The following is a 17,793-nucleotide window of genomic DNA, read 5'->3' as shown; positions in this document are numbered from 1 at the left end:
TTCTTATGCCAGCGTACCGTCTGTTTGCAGGGTCCGCTTGCCGCCCAGATAGGGGGCCAGAACCTCGGGCACGGTCACAGTGCCATCTGCGTTCTGCCCGTTCTCCAGCACAGCGATCAGGCAGCGCCCCACGGCCAGCCCCGAGCCGTTCAGGCTGTGGACATATTCCGGTTTGCCACCCGCTTCGGGGCGGAAACGGGCATTCATGCGCCGGGCCTGAAAATCGCCGGTGGTCGAGACCGAGCTGATCTCGCGATAGGTATCCTGACCGGGCAGCCATGCCTCGATGTCAAAGGTGCGGCGCGCGCCAAATCCCATATCACCGGTGCACAGGACAACGGTGCGGTAGGGGATGCCCAGCTGCTCCAACAGGTCCTCGGCGCAGCGCAGCATCCGTTTTTGTTCCTCGTCCGATTTATCGGGATGAGTGATCGAGACCATCTCGACCTTTTCAAACTGGTGCTGCCGCAGCATCCCGGCGGTGTCCTTACCGGCGCTGCCAGCTTCGGACCGGAAGCAGACGGTGTGGGCGGTCATGCGGATGGGCAGGGCGGCCTCGTCCAGAATCTCCCCGGATACCGAATAGGTCAGTGTGACCTCAGAGGTCGGGATCAGCCACCAGCCATTGGTGGTCTGATAGCTGTCATCGCCGAATTTCGGCAGTTTGTCGGTGCCATACATCGCCTCATCCCGGACCAGAACGGGGGTCTGCATCTCGGTCAGACCGTTCTTGTCGATATGGGTGTCCAGCATGAACTGGGCCAAGGCGCGGTGGATACGCGCGACGCCTTTTGACAGGTTCACAAACCGGCTGCCGCTGGTCTTGGCGGCGGTCTCGAAATCCATTGCGGCGGCGACGGCGGGAATGTCGAAATGCTCTTTCGGAGCGAAATCGAACGCACGCGGCGTGCCCCAGCGGTTGACCTCGACATTGTCATTCTCGTCCGCGCCTTGGGGTACATCCTCGGCGGGCAGGTTGGCGATGCGGGCCAGTTGATCGGTCAGCAGCGCGTCCAGATCCTTGGCTTCGGTCTGCATCCGCGCAATCTCGGCCTTTTTTTCGGCGACCAGAGTGCGCAGGCGTTCGAATTCCGCCTCATCTCCGCGCCCCTTGGCGGCACCGACCTCTTTGCTGGCTTTGTTCTGTTCGGCCTGCGCCGTCTCAGCCGCCAGAATTTTGGCGCGGCGGCTTTCGTCCAGGCGCAGCAGGTCTGACGACACCGGCGCGTCCCCACGGCGCGCAAGAGCGGCGTCGAAGGCGGCGGGGTTTTCGCGAATGGCGCGGATGTCGTGCATGTCTCAGATCCTTAATGCGTGAATCACTAAAGCTGCTTATGCACCATATGGCTGGAAGGGTGTAGCGCTGGTTAACCAAATTGCGCTTAACTGTCTGGCGTCTCTTCGTGATGCGCCAGATGACCATCCCAATCCCCGGCTGGGATCTTCGGCTCGGGCGGGTCGGCCATGTAGGACGGGGTCATGATCTGCACATTGTTCTCGTTAAACACAGCCACGATGTTGCGGTGCAGGTCTGACCGGATTTTGGGGATAATACTGCCGCGTGTGGTGTACCCATTGATCTGATAATTGATCGCGTAATCGGCCAGCGCGGTCCACAATACAAAGGGTTCAGGCTTGGCCTTGATCCCCTTGGTGCGATGGGCGGCTTCGATCAGCATCGCCTCGACCTTTTCGGGCGGTTCCTCGTACCCGATGCCGACAGTGGTGTGCAGCAACAGACCGCTGCCGTCGGTTTTCTTCGAGAAATTCACCACATCCGAATTCATCAGCTGCGCGTTGGGGATCGAGATCAGCTCATTCTTGATGGATTTCAGATGTGTCTCCATCAGCTTGATCTGCACCACGTCACCAATGTGATCCCCGATCTGAATTCGATCCCCGATCGAGGTCGAGCGGCGATAGATCACAAACAGCCCCGCCAGCATATTCGACACGACCGAGTTTGCGCCAAGCGACAGCATCGCACCCACCAGAATGGTCAGCCCCTGAAACGCCGCGGAATCCGAGCCCGGGATATAGGGCACAGCAAAGACCAGCGCGATCAGGATCACAACCACCCGAGCGATGTTGAAGGTTGGGTTGATCCAGTGCTTTTCGAAATCCCCCAACTCGAACGAGCCCGCTTCGACCGCGTCAAAGAACACCCGCATGCCCTTGATAATATACATCGTTACCCAGGTGATCAGGCCAAGCATGATCATATTCGGGATATAGCTGAGGATGCCCTTGAAGATCAGAAGGACGGGTTCCGTCAGGTAGGTCAGAAGCAACTGCGCGAAATAGCGGGTTTCGGCAAAGGCCAGCAGGACGAAGGACAGGTAGTAGTAAAAGCCCAGAAAGAAGATCACCAGCAGGACAAAATTCAGCCCATAGCGGACCAGGGCGGCAATTGCCTCGGCCTGAACGCTTTTGGCGGTGGCGGTTTCAACGTCCTTCAGGTGGCGTTTGACGAATTTCAGGGTGCGCCGCCGGATTCTGCGATGCAGCCACAGGATGGCGACGACAAAGACAAAAAAGCCCAAGGTCCAGGCCGCAGCTTCGATCGCGCCCGACACGCGCGCCTGATCCGTTCTGTTCGAACGGTAGGCTTCGATGGATTGCTTGATCGCATTGCCGTGCAGAACGCTGACAACGCTCAACTCCATCTGATCCAGTTCGGCATCGGCTTCGGTGACGATTGAGACCCTTTCACCATCTGCCAGAATCCAGGTGCCAAAGTCGGTTTCTTCAAAGCTGATTGCGACCTCGGTCGCGTCCGAGGCTTCGGCGATTTCGATGATCTTGTTCTGAACACCCTCGGCCCGTTCGGGCGCGGGCAGGGCGCTTGAGCCGCGGACCTGAAACAGGATGTCCCCGTCCACGATGACCGGGGCCATAAAGGCCTCTGATTCAGCCGTTTCAGGCGCGGTCGCTTCCGCAGGTGCGTCCTGTGCCCGGACAGGACCGTCAAACCACAGGATCACCGCCAAAGCGGCCAGGAAATAACGTAACAAAAGGAAGGGCTTGAATTGCCGTGCCATATGTCCCCCTTACCCCGGACTATACCCGGTTTGGGCCATGTTCCTAGGACATATCTGCAACGCTTTGACTGTTCTTGCGGTGACAGGGTCGCGTTCAGGTGGGTCACACCGCCGCCTTTGCTTGCAAACAGACATATCAGCGCATAGGTTCCCGCCAAATTTGCGGAACGGTGCCGCAACACAAAGCAAAAGGAATATCCCATGGAAGGTGGCGCAATCGCCCAGTTTCTCCCGCTGATCCTGATCTTCGCGATCATGTATTTCCTGCTGATCCGTCCGCAGCAAAAGAAGATGAAGGAACATCAGGCCATGGTCGAGGCCGTGCGCCGGGGCGATCAGGTCGTCACACAGGGTGGTCTGATTGGCAAAGTGTCCAAGGTCAAGGAAGGCGAGAACGAGATCGAGGTCGAGATCGCCGAAGGTGTGAAGGTGCGCGTGATCAAATCGACCATCGCCCAGGTTCTGAACAAGACCGAACCTGCGAAGTAACTTCGCCTGACAATTCCTTGAAAAGGCAGGGTAATGCTGCAAATTGATACCTGGAAGCGGGTTCTGATCTGGCTGGTCTGCGTGACCGGCCTGATCCTTGCCCTGCCAAATGCGTTTTACACGCGGGTCGAACAATCCAACGACGCCAAAGCCGCGATTGAGCTGGGCGCAAACACCCCCGAAAATCAGGCGCAAGCCGAACAATGGCCCAACTGGCTGCCTTCGTCTCTGGTCAATCTGGGCCTTGATCTGCGCGGCGGTGCCCATCTGCTGGCCGAGGTTAAGGTCGAGGATGTCTACGAATCCCGGATGGAGGGCATGTGGCCGGAAATCCGCGACGCCCTGCGGGACGAGCGGGCGACAGTTGGAACCATCCGCCGTCAGGACTCGGCCCCCGATCAGATTCGCGTCCGCATCAGCCAGCCCGAGGGGATGCCCCGCGCGCTAGAGGTTGTGCGCGGTCTTGCCCGTCAGGTGCAAACCCTGACCGGGGTCGGCGCGACCGACATCGAAGCCTTCGCCGACGGGGATACGATTGTCGTGCAACTGTCCGAGGCTGAAAAACTGGCCTCAGACGACCGCACCGTGCGCCAATCGCTTGAGATTGTCCGCCGCCGGATTGACGAGGTCGGAACCCGCGAACCCACCATTCAGCGCCAGGGCGCGGACCGTATCCTGATCCAGGTGCCGGGGATCGGCAGCGCCGGAGAGTTGAAAGACATCATCGGAACGACGGCGCAGCTGACCTTCAACCCTGTGGTCAATCGCGGCACCGACCCGGATGCGGTTGCTGGTATTGGTCAGGAAGTCGTGCCCTCAATCGACGAAAGCGGTGTTTACTACATCATCGAATCCGCCCCGGTCGTGACGGGTGAGGAACTGGTGGACGCGCAGCCATCCTTCGATCAGAATGGTCGTCCGGCGGTCAGCTTCCGTTTCAACACATCAGGTGCGCGCAAATTTGGTGACTACACGCGCGACAATATCGGCGCGCCTTTTGCCATCGTGTTGGATGACGAGGTGATCTCGGCCCCGGTCATCCAAAGCCACATTCCGGGCGGGTCGGGGATCATCACCGGCAACTTCTCGGTCGAGGAAAGCACCAATCTGGCCATCCTGCTGCGGGCAGGGGCCTTGCCCGCCGAGCTGATCTTTCTGGAAGAACGCACCATCGGCCCTGAACTGGGCCAAGACAGCATCGACGCCGGTAAAGTCGCCACAATCGTGGCCTTCGCCGCAGTGTTGGTCTTCATGGCGCTCAGCTACGGGCTGTTCGGTATCTTTGCCAACATCGCTCTGATCATCAACGTCGGTCTGCTGTTCGGCTTGCTGTCCCTGATCGGGGCCACTCTGACCCTGCCGGGCATCGCCGGGATCGTGTTGACCGTGGGTATGGCGGTGGACGCCAATGTGCTGATCTTTGAACGGATTCGCGAGGAACTGAAATCCGCCAAAGGTCCGGCCCGCGCCATCGAGCTTGGCTATGAAAAGGCGCTGTCGGCCATCCTGGACGCCAACGTCACCACATTCATCACTGCGACCATCCTGTTTGCCATGGGCAGCGGTCCGGTGCGCGGCTTCGCTATTACGCTTGGGCTGGGTATCATCACCTCGGTCTTCACTGCGATCTTCGTGACGCGCCTGATGGTGGTCATGTGGTTCGAACGCCGCCGTCCGAAAATGATCGAGGTTTGACATGAGACTGAAACTCGTACCCCAGGAAACCTCGTTCGATTTCTTCAGCCGGTGGAAAGTCTGGCTGGGCATCTCGGGCCTGATGATGGTGATCGCCTTTGTTTCATTCCTGTTACAAGGTCTGAATTTCGGCATCGATTTCCGGGGCGGCACCACGATCCGCACCGAAAGCGCACAGCCGATTGACGTAGGCACCTACCGCGACGCCATCGCGCCGCTGGAATTGGGCGATGTCACGATAACCGAGATTTTTGACCCGACATTCGGGCCGGACGAAAACGTCGCCATGATCCGCATTCAGGCGCAGGCCGATGCCGAAGCGGTCGAAGCTTCGACAATCACAGCGGTTGAAAGCGCGTTGCAAACTGTGATCCCCGACATCCAATTTGTCTCGGTTGAATCTGTCGGCCCGAAAGTGTCCGGCGAACTGATCCAGACGGCGGTCATCGCCGTGGCCTTGGCCATCGGCGCGGTGCTTGTCTATATCTGGCTTCGGTTCGAATGGCAGTTCGCCTTGGGCGCGGTGGCCGCACTTGTGCATGACGTGATCCTAACCATCGGCATCTTCTCGGAGCTGCAAATCCGCTTCGATCTGGCCATTATCGCAGCCCTGTTGACCATCGTTGGCTATTCTCTGAACGACACCGTGGTTGTGTTCGACCGGGTGAGGGAGAACCTTCGCAAATACAAAAAGAAAGACCTCAAGGAAGTTCTGAACATCTCGATCAACGAAACGCTCAGCCGGACGGTGATGACCTCGGTCACGACCCTGCTGGCGCTGATCTCGCTTTATGTTTTGGGCGGCGACGTGATCCGAGGGTTCGTATTTGCGATGATCTGGGGCGTGATCGTGGGGACCTATTCGTCAGTCTTTGTGGCCTCGACCATTCTGCTGTGGCTGGGGGTCAAGCGCGATTGGTCCAAGCCATCCAACACCGCCGGCAATCAGTTTGCCAACATAGATGCCTGAGGTATTCGGCCAGTCCCCGCAGGGTCTGGCCGTTATCTTTTTTGCAGCGTTTCTGGGCGGGGTCGTGCGCGGCTTCTCGGGTTTCGGAACCGCTTTGGTCTTCCTGCCCATCGCCACGCCTTATCTGGGCCCATTCGGCGCTCTGATCGGTCTGACCATCATGGATATCTTCGGCCCCTTGCCGAACCTGCGCCGGGCTTGGGGCGCGGTGAACAAGGGCGATCTGGCACGTTTGGTGATCGGTTGCGCCGCGATTCTGCCGGTCGGCCTATGGGTACTAACGCAAGTCGACCCCGAAGTGTTTCGCTACGCGGTCAGCGGCCTTGCCCTGATCATGCTCGCCATCCTGATCCTGGGCCTGCGCTATCACGGGCAGATCAGCCGCACGATGGTCACGGGTATCGGCGGTGCCGCCGGATTTCTGGGCGGCGTTGCGGGGTTGCCCGGACCAGCCGTCATCCTGTTTTACATGTCGCGCCCGCTGCCTGTGGAAGTGATCCGGGCAACCATCCTGCTTTTCCTGTTTGCCTTTGACTTCCTGCTACTGGGCTATCTCACTGGCATGGGGCAAGTAACACTGGCTGCCGCGGGACTGGGGTTTGCGCTGGCCGTGCCAAACCTGTTGGGCAACTTGCTGGGGGCCTGGCTGTTCCGACCCGACCGCGAACACCTCTACCGTGCCGCCGCGTATCTGGCGATTGTGCTGGCAGCCTTGTCCGGCCTGCCACTTTGGGGATAAATACCACCCATGCGATTGAATGAGATCACCTATACCAACGCCCAACCCATCGACGGCTACGGACCGGGCTTTTTTCGTATCGGTGGGCAGGTCCATAACGGCGGCGTCCTGACTGGCGCAACCGGTACCCAACCGTGGGAGGGGTATGCCGACTCCGAACCCCTGCTTAACCTTTCGGGCGCAATAGATGTACTGTTGATCGGCACCGGAGCCGAACTGACACATATCCCCACAGATTTGCGCAATGCCTTGGAAAATTCGGGTATCGGGATCGAGATCATGAACTCCCCAGCCGCTTGCCGCACCTATAACGTCCTGCTGTCAGAAGGTCGCCGCATCGCGCTGGCCCTGATCCCCGTGTAACCGGATCCCCCTTCATCTGGCCAAAAATATCCCGGAGAGCCGCCATTGGTGCGCCATTGGTTCGAGCGCCAATGGCGGCGAGGCTGGCCTCTCGCTCCCGCAATCACCAATATGCACCGACATCGCCACCCTGCGGCAAATCCCGCCTTTTGCCTGCGTCCCCAATCGGATAAGCGGGTCACATGACGTTAACCGTAACCGATCTGACCATCACCCGAGGCGGCATTCCAGTACTGGAGGGGCTGAGCTTCACGCTCCAACCCGGTCAGGCCCTGATCCTGCGCGGGCCGAACGGGATCGGCAAGACAACCCTTTTGCGCACGCTGGCCGGTTTGCAGCCCCCATTGGCCGGTCAGATTGACGGCGCCGAAGATCAGATCGCTTACGCCTCGCATTCCGACGGGTTGAAACCAACCTTGACAGTGACTGAAAACCTCAACTTCTGGGCCTCGGTTTTTGGGACGCAGCAGATCCAGCCCGCCCTGGACGCCTTTGCACTGAATGAGCTTTCGGACCGTCACGCTGGCAACCTGTCCGCCGGGCAAAAGCGGCGATTGGGGCTGGCGCGGATGCTGGTCACGGGGCGGCCGATCTGGATGCTGGACGAACCAACCGTTTCGCTGGACAAAAACGCCGTGCAGATGTTCGCAGATGCTGTGCGCGCGCATCTGGGGCAGGGTGGCTCGGCCCTGATCGCCACCCATATCGATCTGGGCCTTGATGGCGAGGTCCTGGACGTAGGCCCCAACAAAGCCAAACCCGCCCCTATCGACGACTTTGACGGAGGTTTCCTGTGATCGCCCTGTTGCTGCGTGATCTGAAACTGGCCTTCCGGGCGGGCGGCGGCTTTGGTCTGGGGCTGGCCTTCTTCCTGATCGTAACGGTTCTGGTGCCCTTTGCGGTCGGCCCGCAATCGTCGCTGCTGTCCACGATCGCGCCGGGTGTCCTGTGGCTCGGTGCGCTTCTGGCCTGCCTGCTGTCGCTCGACCGCCTGTTGGCGCTGGATTGGGAGGACGGCTCGCTGGACCTGCTGGCGACCGCGCCGATTCCGCTTGAAGCGGTTGTCTCGATCAAGGCGCTGGCCCATTGGATCACCACCGGCCTGCCGCTGGTCCTTGCTGCACCCTTTCTGGGTGTGCTGTTGAACCTGCCGGTGCCCGGCTTTTTCTGGCTGGTGATCTCGCTGCTGCTCGGCACCCCGGCCATGAGCGTTATTGGCACCTTCGGCGCAGCGCTCACCGTCGGCCTGAAACGGGGCGGGTTGCTGCTGTCCTTGCTGGTCCTGCCGCTTTACGTCCCAACCCTGATTTTCGGCGCTGAGGTCGCCCGCCGTGGTGCCATCGGGATGGAAACACAGACACCGCTTCTGATGCTGGCCGGGATCACTGCAGCAACCATCGCCCTGCTGCCCTTTGCCAGCGCAGCGGTGCTGCGGATCAATCTGCGGTGAAGCGCCACATCTTTGACCGAGGTCAATTGAGAAAACCTCCGATTCAGACTAAATAACGGCCATGACAATCGCAGCCAAAGCCAACGCCCTCTGGGAATATGCCAACCCGCGCAAGTTCCTTGCCACCAGTGAACGTGTCCTGCCGTTTTTCTGGATCACATCGGCAGTGTTTATCGTGGTCGGGCTGGTCTGGGGCTTTTTCTTCACGCCGGACGATTACAAGCAGGGATCGACCGTCAAGATCATCTACCTGCACGTCCCGTCGGCGCTGATGGCGATCAATTGCTGGTTGATGATGCTGGTGACCTCGCTGGTCTGGCTGGTGCGCCGCCACCATGTCAGTGCTCTGGCCGCGCGGGCCGCCGCCCCGATCGGCATCGTCATGACACTGATCGCGCTGGCAACCGGGGCGATCTGGGGCCAGCCGATGTGGGGGACATGGTGGGCCTGGGATCCGCGCCTGACATCGTTCCTGATCCTGTTCCTGTTCTACCTTGGATATGTGGCGTTATGGGAGGCGATCGAGGACCCCGATACCGCTGCCGACCTGACCTCGGTCCTGTGTCTGGTGGGGTCGGTCTTTGCGATCCTCAGCCGCTATGCGGTGAACTTCTGGAATCAGGGCCTGCATCAGGGCGCGTCCGTCATGCGGGCGGGTGCTGTCACCGGCACCGATACCGAAGAGAAGGTCAGCAATATCTTCTTCTATCCGCTGCTGGCGTGCATCATCGGCTTTGTGTTGCTGTTCATCGCGCTGGTGCTGTATCGCACCGGCACGGAAATCCGGGCACGGCGGATCAAGGCATTGCTTGCACGGGAAAGGGTGGGCGGATGATCCCTGATCTTGGAAAATACGCGGACGCGGTCCTGTCGTCTTACGCAGCCTCGATTGCACTGCTGGTCGCACTGGTTGTCTTCAGCATTCTGCGCGGACGCAAGGTGCGGACCGAGATGGAAAAGATCGAACAAAGGGTAACTCGGAATGGCTAAAATCTCGCCCCTGATGCTCGCGCCGCCCCTGATTTTCGGGGCTTTCGCGGTTCTGGCCGGGATCGGCATGTTCCGCGAGGATCCAAACGCGCTGCCCTCTGCGCGCGAGGGGCAGCCTGCGCCCCCGGTCGTGCTGACCGAGTTTCCCGGCAAGGCCCTATTCGACGACACGACCCTAAGGGATGGTGAGGTCAAGCTGGTCAACTATTGGGCCAGCTGGTGCGCCCCATGCCGGGCCGAGCACCCGAACCTTGAGGCGCTGTCGGACGAAGGCATCCCGGTCTATGGCATCAACTACAAGGACAAGTTGGACAATGCCGAGGGTTTCCTGACCGAGTTGGGTGATCCATACGAAGCCATCGGCCGCGACGAGCAGGGACGCATGGCGCTGGATTGGGGCCTATACGGCGTGCCGGAAACCTATGTGATTGACGGCGAGGGTACGGTAATTCTGCGCTTTGCCGGGCCGATCACTCAGCGCGTGATAGAAAGCACAATCCGCCCTGCTTTGGAAAAGGCGGCGGGCGGATAACCCCTTTGCCTAAAGCCTGTAGCCCCCGGTAACCGCCAAGGTCTCACCGGTGATGAATGCAGCGTCATCCGATGCGAGGAACCGAACGGCCTTTGCAATGTCTTGCGGTCGTCCGACGCGCCCAATGGCTGTGTCTTTCACAAACAGGGCTGTCAGATCATCGGGCCGCGGGGCCTCGGGGATGTTGATGGCCCCCGGTGCGACTGCGTTCACCCGGATACCTTCGGGCCCAAGCTCTTTCGCCATGCCGCGGGTCCATAGGTTCAGTGCAGCCTTGCTTGCCCCATAGGTTACCGCGTCTTTCGGCGGCAAAACGGCGTTCATCGAAGATATGCTGACAATCGCCGCACCCGGTTTCAGATGCGGCAACGCGGCAGTCAACAAGGCTGCGGGCACAAGCAGGTTCAAATCCAGAATGGCGCGGTGGTCGTCGCGATTGAACACCTCTTTTGGGGTCGATTTCACCGCCCCCGCGTTGTTTACGATCACGTCCAGCCGGCCAAACTTGTCGATGATCTGCTGAATCACGGCCTCCGGCTGCCCATCCTCAGTCAGGTCGGATCGAATGGACAGAGTCCCGTCACTCAAAAGCGTATGCGTCGGCTCGGTCGAAAACCACGTGAATGCGATGTGATGGTCGCGGCTCAACTCCTCGACAATCGCGCGCCCAATGCCGCGCGCGCCTCCGGTTATCAATGCCACCTTGTTCATCGCGACCTCCCCGGCGCAGCAAACCCGGTCTCTTGCGCCAATTCAACTTCTTCTGTTCAAAAATACCTCGGAGCGCGAGGCAGAGCCTCGCAAAAAACAAAGGACGCCCGAAGGCGTCCTTTCTGATCAAATCCAAAGGCGCGGCTTTATCCCGCCTTCGCCAGATTCCGCAGCACATACTGCAGCACGCCGCCGTTTTCGATATATTCAATCTCGGGCGCGGTATCGATCCGGCATTTCAGAGTGATGGTCTTCTCGGTTCCATCCCCATAAACGATAGTGCAAGGCACCTCCTGCAGGGGTTCAACCGTGTCCAACTCATGGATCGAGACGGTTTCATCCCCCTTCAGACCCAGCGACTTGCGCGTGTCGCCGCCTGTGAATTCCAGCGGGATCACACCCATCCCCACAAGGTTCGAGCGGTGAATGCGCTCAAAGCTTTCGGCGATCACCGCCTTGACGCCCAGCAACGCCGTGCCCTTGGCCGCCCAGTCGCGGGACGAGCCCGCGCCATATTGTTCGCCACCAAACACGACCAACGGGGTTCCGTTCGCCTGATGCGCCATCGACGCCTCGTAGACTGAGGTCTGCTGACCGTCCGGCCCGACGGTGTAGCCGCCCTCTACGCCGTCCAGCATCTCATTCTTGACGCGGATATTGGCGAAGGTGCCACGCATCATGACCTCGTGGTTGCCACGGCGGGACCCGTATGAGTTGAACTCGCGCGGCTGAACCTGGCGGTCGGTCAGGTATTTGCCAGCCGGTGTGGTCGTCGCAAATGATCCGGCGGGTGAGATGTGGTCGGTGGTGATCATGTCGCCCAGGATCAGCAGAACCTTGGCACCTTCAATGTTCGAGATCGTGCCCGGCTCGGGACTCATGCCCTGGAAATAGGGCGGGTTCTGGATGTAGGTCGAGCTCGGTGGCCAGTCATAGGTTTCCTGTTGCGGAACCTCGACGCTCTGCCATTTCTCGTCGCCCTTGAACACGTCCGCATATTTGGTCTGGAACGCCTCGCGGGTCACGGTTGCCTCGACCAGCTCGGCGATTTCGCTTTGGCTGGGCCAGATGTCTTTCATGAAGACGTCGTTGCCATCCTTGTCCTGACCGATCGGCTCCGAGGTCAGGTCGATATCCAGTGTGCCCGCCAGCGCGTAAACCACGACCAGCGGCGGTGAGGCCAGATAATTGGCGCGCACGTCCGGGCTGATACGGCCTTCGAAGTTGCGGTTGCCCGACAGAACCGAGGTGGCAACCAGATCGCCCTCGGCAATCGCTTCGGACAGTTCTTTCTGGATCGGACCCGAGTTGCCGATACAGGTGGTGCAGCCATAGCCAACAAGGTTGAAGCCGATGGTATCCAGATCATCCTGCAGGCCAGCGGCCTCAAGATAGGCCGACACAACCTGCGATCCCGGTGCCAGCGAGGTCTTGACCCACGGCTTGCGGTTCAAACCCAGCGCGGCGGCTTTTCGCGCCACCAGACCCGCGCCGATCATCACATAAGGGTTCGAGGTGTTTGTGCAGGAAGTGATCGAGGCGATCACGACCTTGCCCGATTCCATGGTGTAGTCTTCGCCTTTGACGGGGACGTCTTTGCCCATGGGGCGCTTGAAGGTCTCGGCCATCTCGCGCGCAAAGGCGGCCTTGGCGTCGGTCAGCGCGACATAATCCTGCGGGCGTTTCGGGCCGGAAATCGCCGGGACAATAGTGCCCATATCCAACGACAAGGTATCGGTATAGATCGGCGCATAGTCCGCCCCGCGCCAGAATCCGTTTTCCTTTGCATAGGCTTCGACCAGCGCGATCCGGTCCTCGTCGCGGCCCGTATTGCGCATGTAGCGCAGGGTTTCGCCGTCGATGGGGAAGAAGCCGCAGGTCGCGCCGTATTCCGGTGCCATGTTTGCAATGGTCGCGCGGTCGGCCAGCGGCAGGCGGTCCAGACCGCTGCCGTAGAACTCGACAAATTTTCCGACCACGCCTTTCTCGCGCAGCATTTCCACGACCTTCAGCACCAGATCGGTGCCGGTGGTGCCTTCGACCATCGCGCCGGTCAGCTCAAAGCCCACAACCTCGGGGATCAGCATCGAGATCGGCTGACCCAGCATGGCGGCCTCGGCCTCGATCCCACCAACGCCCCAGCCCAGAACGGCCATGCCGTTGACCATGGTGGTGTGGCTGTCGGTGCCGACCAGCGTGTCGGGATAGGCGACCTCATCCCCGTTCTGGTCGGTGTCGGTCCAGACGGTCTGAGCCAGGTATTCCAGGTTCACCTGATGACAAATGCCGGTGCCGGGGGGCACGACGCGGAAATTGTTGAACGCGTTCTGGCCCCATTTCAGGAACTGATAGCGTTCCATATTGCGCTCATATTCGCGATCCACATTCATCTGGAAGGCGCGGGGGTTGCCGAACTCGTCAATCATGACCGAGTGGTCGATGACAAGATCGACCGGGTTCAGCGGGTTGATCTTTTGCGCATCGCCGCCCAGCCCCTTGATGCCATCGCGCATCGCTGCCAGATCGACCACCGCCGGAACGCCGGTGAAATCCTGCATCAGCACGCGGGCAGGGCGGTAGGCGATCTCACGCGGGTTCTTGCCGCCATTCGCGCCCCATTCGCCGAAGGCCTTGATGTCCTCGACCGAGACGGAAAAGCCGTCATCCTCGAACCGCAGCATGTTTTCCAACACGACTTTCAGCGCGGCGGGAAGCCTTGAAAAATCACCCAGCCCGGCCTCTTGCGCCGCGGGGATCGAATAATACGAGATGGATTTGCCATTCACGCTCAGGCTGCGGCGCGTTTTGGCGGTGTCCTGTCCGACTTTGATGGGCATCTGTTGGCCTCCCTCTCAAACAACTTGGAATTCAGGGTCGCTGCATTTTATCTGCATCACTCGGGCCACCGGTTCAAGAAGGATCGGCTCGTTAAGTGCATTTTTTGTATACCATTGCACACATTTTGGTGGAAATCCTTGCAACCGGTCTCAAGAAACCTTGATTGGAGGGTGATGAGCAAAGGGTTTAAACCATTACCACACCTTATCGAATCCAGAGAATAAAGCTGTTAGCCCGAGGCCAGACATGATCCGAACTGCCGCCATTGCCACTGCATTTTCCCTTTTTGCGCTTGTCCCCGTTGTGGCCAAAAGCGATCCGGTGGTGATCGAGCTGTTTACCTCGCAAGGCTGTTCGTCCTGCCCGCCGGCCGACGACATCATGCACGAACTGGCCAAACGCGACGATGTGATCGGTCTGGCCCTGCATGTGGATTACTGGGACTATATCGGTTGGAAAGACGAATATGCCGACCCCAGCCACACTGACCGGCAGCGCGCCTATGCACGGCAGGGCGGACGGGCGATGATCTACACACCGCAGATGGTGGTAAACGGACAGCAGGACGTGGTCGGGGCACAAGCCCGCCAGCTCGATCAACTGATCAATGCGCATCTGACGGCGGCCCCGCAAGCTTCGGTTCAGGCGCAGCGGGATGGCGGTGCCGTGACTGTTGAGGTCTCACCGGTCGAGCTGCCCGCGGGGCAGGTCTATGACGTCCGAGTGGTCCAATATTCGCCGATGCGCCATGCCTCGATCCGCCGGGGTGAGTTGGCGGGGCATGAACTGGATTATGCCAATGTGGTCGAATCCTGGCAGATCGCCGGGCAGTGGGACGGTGTTTCGTCGCAAAGCTACACGGCGGAACTGGTGTCAGACCTGCCTGCGGTCGTGCTCGTGCAGCAAGACGGGCACGGGCCCATTGTTGCCGCCGCCAAGGTCAGGTGATCAGGGCATTTCCTCGGGGCTGACGCCCAGCCCGTTCCAGTGTTTCCACCGGCGATGGATCCAGAACCATTGGCCCATGTGCTGACGAACCATCTTTTCCAGATCGTTATTGGTGAACTGCGTCATTTCCTTGGGATCGGTGTGCGGAACCGGCTCATGCAGAACGATTTCAAAGTCGATTCCGTTGGGTTGACGCACCGCGTAAACCGGGATCAGGACCGCTTTGTACTTCATCGCAAGTTCGGCGTTCAGAACCGAGGTGATCGCGGGTTTGCCAAAGAACTGCAGCTGTTCGCCGCCCTGAACATGCAGGTCTGATACGATCGCGATAATGCCACCACTTTTCAGCGACCGCACCATTTCCACCATTCCGCGCCGACCCTGCTCGAACATGGGTGAGCCGGTTTTGTAGAAGGCTTTGACGTAATCGTCGTTGAAATAGGGGTTTGCCATTCGACGATAAAGGCATCCGATTGGCTTGCCGCACCGGGCCTGAAGCGCGACGCGCGCCGCCAGGTAGTGACCGAAATGAGCGGTGATCATCATCACCGGACGGCCCTCGGCAATCGCGGTATCAAGCGCTGCGATCCCGGCTCCACTGATCTTGGCGGTCTTCTGACGCGCCATGAAGCCTTCGGGCGAAAAATGCTCCATGATCGCGCGCCCGGCATTGTCCGACACATCGCCCGAGATCTTGCGAATCTCGGCCTCGGACAGGTCCGGGCAGGTCAGGTTCAGGTTGCGGCGCACGCGTCTGCGAAATCCAACCACCGGGGCAAGGCCACGCACGATGGCACCCATTGTCGCGATGCGCCGTTCATACGGCAGCAGGCGCATGGTGCCGATGACCCCCTTCAGGAACAGATTGGCGACATAGTATTTTGCAAGCTCAGTCTGGCTGAGCTCTGACTTTTCGACAGGCATGAAGGCGTCTCACCGCATATTGCGCGTTTCCCGATCAGACATACAGACCGGGGCTGGCAACCTCAAGCATCCTCATGGGTCCATGGCGACCCAATCTATGTGTCCTCTGCCTCGGCTTCGACCAGGGTGAGCGTGCCTGCATCCACCAGATTGCGAATGGCACCGACGATCTGTGTCATCGCCTCCTCGGCTTCGGCTTGTTTGACGCGGCCGCGTTCGCCCATTTCTTCGCGTAGGTTATCGGCCATACGGGATGAGATGTTCGAAAGGACATATTCCACCGACGCCTTGTCGTCATCCGCCGCAGCACCTGCCAGGGCGGTGATCAGAACGGGTTGATCTACCTCGCGCAGGATGGCCGGAATGTCGCGGGCGGCGATACGGGTCGTGATATGGGCGAAGGTGAATATGGACTGGCGCACGACGCTAGCGAAATCTGCATCCTCTTCGTCCAGCGCGGTCAGCAACCCGTCGCGGGTCGAGGCCGCCGACTGGTTGAGAATCGCCCCGACCCGCGCGCCGGGCCCGTCGCTGAAGGCCTGGGCCGGACGTTGATCCAGTTGCGAGGCCAGCGACCAGCCAATCCGTTCGACCGCTTCGGGGGTGACATTGGCGGTTTTAGAGATGGCATAGGTGATCCGTCGGGCCACAGGTCCGGGTAAATGACCCAGCAATTGCGCCGCCTGCGCTGTATCGAGCTTGGAGACCATGACCGCCGCAATCTCGGTGCTTTCGGCTTGCGCCATTTGGGCAAGGTCTTCGGTTGGAATTTCGCGCAACCTTTGCCACGGATCACCGATCTGGCGCACGCCAGCCACTTTGCGCAACCGGGCCGCCGTGGCGGGCGCGATCTTGCCGTTGATCGCGTCCAGAGCCCCAGCCAAACCATGCGGGAAGGACAATCCGATATTGTCCAGCGCATCGCCAAATTCACGCGCGACGGCATCCAGTGTAACGCGATCCACCAACCCCATCTGACCCAATTGATGGGTCAGCTTTTCCTGCAAATCGTCAGGCAGGTCTTCCAGCGGTATATCCGCTCCTTCATTCAACAAAAGCCGCACAACAACCGCGGCCTTTTGTAGAGAGCTGAGCGATCGGGGAACAACCCTTGGGGCGTCGTTACCGTCACCGGCGGGGGCGGCCGCCCCCGGTGCCAATTGTATCAGCGCGTTCGTATCCTGCATCTGCCTGCCGAGCGAAAATCAAGTCCACAGGCAGATTAGCGAGAATCGGGTAAAGAAAGGCTGAAGCCTAATAGCTATATGTCAGCCCGGTGCGGATTGCGTCGCGCAACGAGGCTTCGGCCCAGGTGCCTTCGCCACCACGGGCCTTGATCTCGCGCCATTGTTCGATGGCCAGATCGGTGCGGCCTTCCGAGACAAAGCCCTGACCCATATAGCTGCGCGCCAAAATGTTGTCGGGGTTTGCAGTGATCGCATCCTGATAGAACGCATTGGCCAGCGCCAGTTCGCCCATCTTGCGGTAGGTAAAGCCCCAATATGTAAGAACACGGTCATCGCCTTGATCCATCACGCGCAGAATGTACTGCGCATGTTCATACTGCCCGTCATAGGCCAGCTCGCGCACCGCGTCATACAACTGATCTTGGGTGAAATTGGTTTTGTTCGGCTTCACACAGCGGCCCGCAGCCTCGTCATACACACGGCCAAACAGGCATTTCTTCGTCGTGTTTGTCGGTTTCGGCGGGCTGCTGTCGCCACCTGCGGCATGAACAATGGGGGCAAAGGCAAATGCCTGAAATGCAATCGCGGATGCTAGGACTAGGCGCATAATTTAACTCCGTTCTCGGGTCTGCTAATTGAAATCATAGTGCGATCTTCAAAAAAGCTAACACCGGACGGGTCGCATTTATTCACAAACAGGAAAGAAAACTCTTAGCTGTTTATGATTTTTGTGCAGCTTTGCGATTCCTGATCCCAAACGGCGCCATCGGCGCAGGATTGGGTCTGCTTGGAATGGCCGGTGCAGGCAAGGCTGGCCGAGGCAAAGCAGACAAGGGCGATCGAGCAAAGAACGGTTCGGATCATGATCAGTTCCTTTTGCAGAGACGTCCCGTGAAGAGTAACCGATTCTTGCTGA

The 17,793-nt window shown here is 59.6% G+C and carries 19 protein-coding genes; 11 read left to right on the top strand and 8 right to left on the bottom strand.

Annotated features, from left to right (window positions below):
* Positions 1-3 precede the first annotated feature (3 nt).
* Both serS and ACR0C9_RS11840 read right to left on the bottom strand, forming a co-directional pair.
* Complete coding sequence (gene serS / locus ACR0C9_RS11845; RefSeq protein ID WP_480626176.1) at positions 4-1,296, bottom strand: serine--tRNA ligase; 1,293 nt, start codon at positions 1,294-1,296, stop codon at positions 4-6.
* Between the two features lie 86 nt (positions 1,297-1,382).
* Entirely contained in the window at positions 1,383-3,041 is a 1,659-nt protein-coding gene (locus ACR0C9_RS11840; RefSeq protein WP_480781081.1) for a mechanosensitive ion channel family protein, read from the bottom strand.
* Positions 3,042-3,242: 201 nt separating this feature from the next.
* Between ACR0C9_RS11840 and yajC the strand changes: the two genes are divergently transcribed.
* The 10 genes from yajC to ACR0C9_RS11790 all read left to right on the top strand — a co-directional run bounded on the left by yajC (position 3,243) and on the right by ACR0C9_RS11790 (position 10,269).
* Entirely contained in the window at positions 3,243-3,530 is a 288-nt protein-coding gene (gene yajC / locus ACR0C9_RS11835; protein ID WP_480626174.1) for a preprotein translocase subunit YajC, read from the top strand.
* Between the two features lie 33 nt (positions 3,531-3,563).
* Complete coding sequence (gene secD / locus ACR0C9_RS11830) at positions 3,564-5,225, top strand: protein translocase subunit SecD (RefSeq protein WP_170519499.1); 1,662 nt, start codon at positions 3,564-3,566, stop codon at positions 5,223-5,225.
* Between the two features lies 1 nt (position 5,226).
* Positions 5,227-6,195 carry a protein translocase subunit SecF gene (gene secF / locus ACR0C9_RS11825; RefSeq protein WP_170449797.1) on the top strand — a complete coding sequence of 323 codons (969 nt, stop codon included), beginning with the start codon at positions 5,227-5,229 and terminating at the stop codon, positions 6,193-6,195.
* Positions 6,188-6,934 (top strand): TSUP family transporter, encoded by a 747-nt coding sequence (locus ACR0C9_RS11820; protein WP_480781080.1) that lies wholly within the window; start codon positions 6,188-6,190, stop codon positions 6,932-6,934. The genes secF and ACR0C9_RS11820 overlap by 8 nt, the downstream gene beginning before the upstream one ends.
* Before the next feature lie 9 nt (positions 6,935-6,943).
* Positions 6,944-7,297, top strand: a complete 354-nt coding sequence (locus tag ACR0C9_RS11815; protein WP_170735125.1) for an Mth938-like domain-containing protein — start codon at positions 6,944-6,946, stop codon at positions 7,295-7,297.
* Between the two features lie 182 nt (positions 7,298-7,479).
* Positions 7,480-8,094, top strand: a complete 615-nt coding sequence (gene ccmA / locus ACR0C9_RS11810) for a heme ABC exporter ATP-binding protein CcmA (protein ID WP_480781079.1) — start codon at positions 7,480-7,482, stop codon at positions 8,092-8,094.
* Positions 8,091-8,747 carry a heme exporter protein CcmB gene (gene ccmB / locus ACR0C9_RS11805; RefSeq protein WP_480781078.1) on the top strand — a complete coding sequence of 219 codons (657 nt, stop codon included), beginning with the start codon at positions 8,091-8,093 and terminating at the stop codon, positions 8,745-8,747. The genes ccmA and ccmB overlap by 4 nt, the downstream gene beginning before the upstream one ends.
* Positions 8,748-8,808: 61 nt before the next feature.
* Positions 8,809-9,582, top strand: coding sequence for a heme ABC transporter permease (locus ACR0C9_RS11800; protein WP_170449806.1), 774 nt, complete (start codon positions 8,809-8,811; stop codon positions 9,580-9,582).
* A complete protein-coding gene (gene ccmD / locus ACR0C9_RS11795; RefSeq protein ID WP_480781077.1) occupies positions 9,579-9,737 on the top strand; it encodes a heme exporter protein CcmD in 159 nt (52 codons plus the stop codon). Before ACR0C9_RS11800 ends, ccmD begins: the two co-directional genes overlap by 4 nt.
* Positions 9,730-10,269: a DsbE family thiol:disulfide interchange protein gene (locus ACR0C9_RS11790; protein ID WP_480781076.1), complete on the top strand. Its 540-nt coding sequence runs from the start codon at positions 9,730-9,732 to the stop codon at positions 10,267-10,269. The genes ccmD and ACR0C9_RS11790 overlap by 8 nt, the downstream gene beginning before the upstream one ends.
* Positions 10,270-10,278: 9 nt before the next feature.
* Here ACR0C9_RS11790 and ACR0C9_RS11785 read toward each other — a convergent pair whose 3' ends face one another.
* Positions 10,279-10,980, bottom strand: a complete 702-nt coding sequence (locus ACR0C9_RS11785) for an SDR family oxidoreductase (protein ID WP_170449812.1) — start codon at positions 10,978-10,980, stop codon at positions 10,279-10,281.
* A 146-nt stretch (positions 10,981-11,126) separates the two neighbouring features.
* Entirely contained in the window at positions 11,127-13,817 is a 2,691-nt protein-coding gene (gene acnA, locus ACR0C9_RS11780) for an aconitate hydratase AcnA (protein WP_480781075.1), read from the bottom strand.
* A 247-nt stretch (positions 13,818-14,064) separates the two neighbouring features.
* On the opposite strand from acnA, the gene ACR0C9_RS11775 reads away from it, so the two are divergent.
* Complete coding sequence (locus tag ACR0C9_RS11775) at positions 14,065-14,766, top strand: DUF1223 domain-containing protein (protein WP_480781074.1); 702 nt, start codon at positions 14,065-14,067, stop codon at positions 14,764-14,766.
* On the opposite strand, the gene ACR0C9_RS11770 is transcribed toward ACR0C9_RS11775, so the two are convergent.
* The 4 genes from ACR0C9_RS11770 to ACR0C9_RS11755 form a co-directional block, all read right to left on the bottom strand.
* Positions 14,767-15,690, bottom strand: a complete 924-nt coding sequence (locus ACR0C9_RS11770) for a lysophospholipid acyltransferase family protein (protein WP_170449818.1) — start codon at positions 15,688-15,690, stop codon at positions 14,767-14,769.
* A 95-nt stretch (positions 15,691-15,785) separates the two neighbouring features.
* The gene (locus ACR0C9_RS11765) at positions 15,786-16,877 is read right to left on the bottom strand and encodes a flagellar motor switch protein FliG (RefSeq protein WP_480781073.1); all 1,092 of its coding nucleotides are present in this window, start codon (positions 16,875-16,877) and stop codon (positions 15,786-15,788) included.
* Positions 16,878-16,944: 67 nt separating this feature from the next.
* On the bottom strand, positions 16,945-17,484 hold the full coding sequence (locus tag ACR0C9_RS11760; RefSeq protein ID WP_480781072.1) for a tetratricopeptide repeat protein: 540 nt from the start codon (positions 17,482-17,484) through the stop codon (positions 16,945-16,947).
* Positions 17,485-17,588: 104 nt separating this feature from the next.
* The gene (locus ACR0C9_RS11755) at positions 17,589-17,741 is read right to left on the bottom strand and encodes a hypothetical protein (RefSeq protein ID WP_170449824.1); all 153 of its coding nucleotides are present in this window, start codon (positions 17,739-17,741) and stop codon (positions 17,589-17,591) included.
* Positions 17,742-17,793 lie beyond the last annotated feature (52 nt).

The organism is Ruegeria sp. C12, from assembly GCF_056537745.1.
Note: the sequence above shows the minus strand (reverse complement) of the source record. Positions and strands in the feature narration are given on the sequence as shown.

Excerpts from the sequence above, each read along its gene's own strand:
- acnA (WP_480781075.1), bottom strand. The coding sequence starts at position 13,817 with ATGCCCATCAAAGTCGGACAGGACACCGCCAAAACGCGCCGCAGCCTG.
- ACR0C9_RS11800 (WP_170449806.1), top strand. The coding sequence starts at position 8,809 with ATGACAATCGCAGCCAAAGCCAACGCCCTCTGGGAATATGCCAACCCG.
- secD (WP_170519499.1), top strand. The coding sequence starts at position 3,564 with ATGCTGCAAATTGATACCTGGAAGCGGGTTCTGATCTGGCTGGTCTGC.
- ACR0C9_RS11790 (WP_480781076.1), top strand. The coding sequence starts at position 9,730 with ATGGCTAAAATCTCGCCCCTGATGCTCGCGCCGCCCCTGATTTTCGGG.
- yajC (WP_480626174.1), top strand. The coding sequence starts at position 3,243 with ATGGAAGGTGGCGCAATCGCCCAGTTTCTCCCGCTGATCCTGATCTTC.
- ACR0C9_RS11820 (WP_480781080.1), top strand. The coding sequence starts at position 6,188 with ATGCCTGAGGTATTCGGCCAGTCCCCGCAGGGTCTGGCCGTTATCTTT.
- ccmD (WP_480781077.1), top strand. The coding sequence starts at position 9,579 with ATGATCCCTGATCTTGGAAAATACGCGGACGCGGTCCTGTCGTCTTAC.
- ACR0C9_RS11775 (WP_480781074.1), top strand. The coding sequence starts at position 14,065 with ATGATCCGAACTGCCGCCATTGCCACTGCATTTTCCCTTTTTGCGCTT.
- secF (WP_170449797.1), top strand. The coding sequence starts at position 5,227 with ATGAGACTGAAACTCGTACCCCAGGAAACCTCGTTCGATTTCTTCAGC.
- ACR0C9_RS11770 (WP_170449818.1), bottom strand. The coding sequence starts at position 15,690 with ATGCCTGTCGAAAAGTCAGAGCTCAGCCAGACTGAGCTTGCAAAATAC.
- ACR0C9_RS11840 (WP_480781081.1), bottom strand. The coding sequence starts at position 3,041 with ATGGCACGGCAATTCAAGCCCTTCCTTTTGTTACGTTATTTCCTGGCC.
- ACR0C9_RS11755 (WP_170449824.1), bottom strand. The coding sequence starts at position 17,741 with ATGATCCGAACCGTTCTTTGCTCGATCGCCCTTGTCTGCTTTGCCTCG.
- ACR0C9_RS11765 (WP_480781073.1), bottom strand. The coding sequence starts at position 16,877 with ATGCAGGATACGAACGCGCTGATACAATTGGCACCGGGGGCGGCCGCC.
- ACR0C9_RS11815 (WP_170735125.1), top strand. The coding sequence starts at position 6,944 with ATGCGATTGAATGAGATCACCTATACCAACGCCCAACCCATCGACGGC.
- ACR0C9_RS11760 (WP_480781072.1), bottom strand. The coding sequence starts at position 17,484 with ATGCGCCTAGTCCTAGCATCCGCGATTGCATTTCAGGCATTTGCCTTT.
- ACR0C9_RS11785 (WP_170449812.1), bottom strand. The coding sequence starts at position 10,980 with ATGAACAAGGTGGCATTGATAACCGGAGGCGCGCGCGGCATTGGGCGC.
- serS (WP_480626176.1), bottom strand. The coding sequence starts at position 1,296 with ATGCACGACATCCGCGCCATTCGCGAAAACCCCGCCGCCTTCGACGCC.
- ccmA (WP_480781079.1), top strand. The coding sequence starts at position 7,480 with ATGACGTTAACCGTAACCGATCTGACCATCACCCGAGGCGGCATTCCA.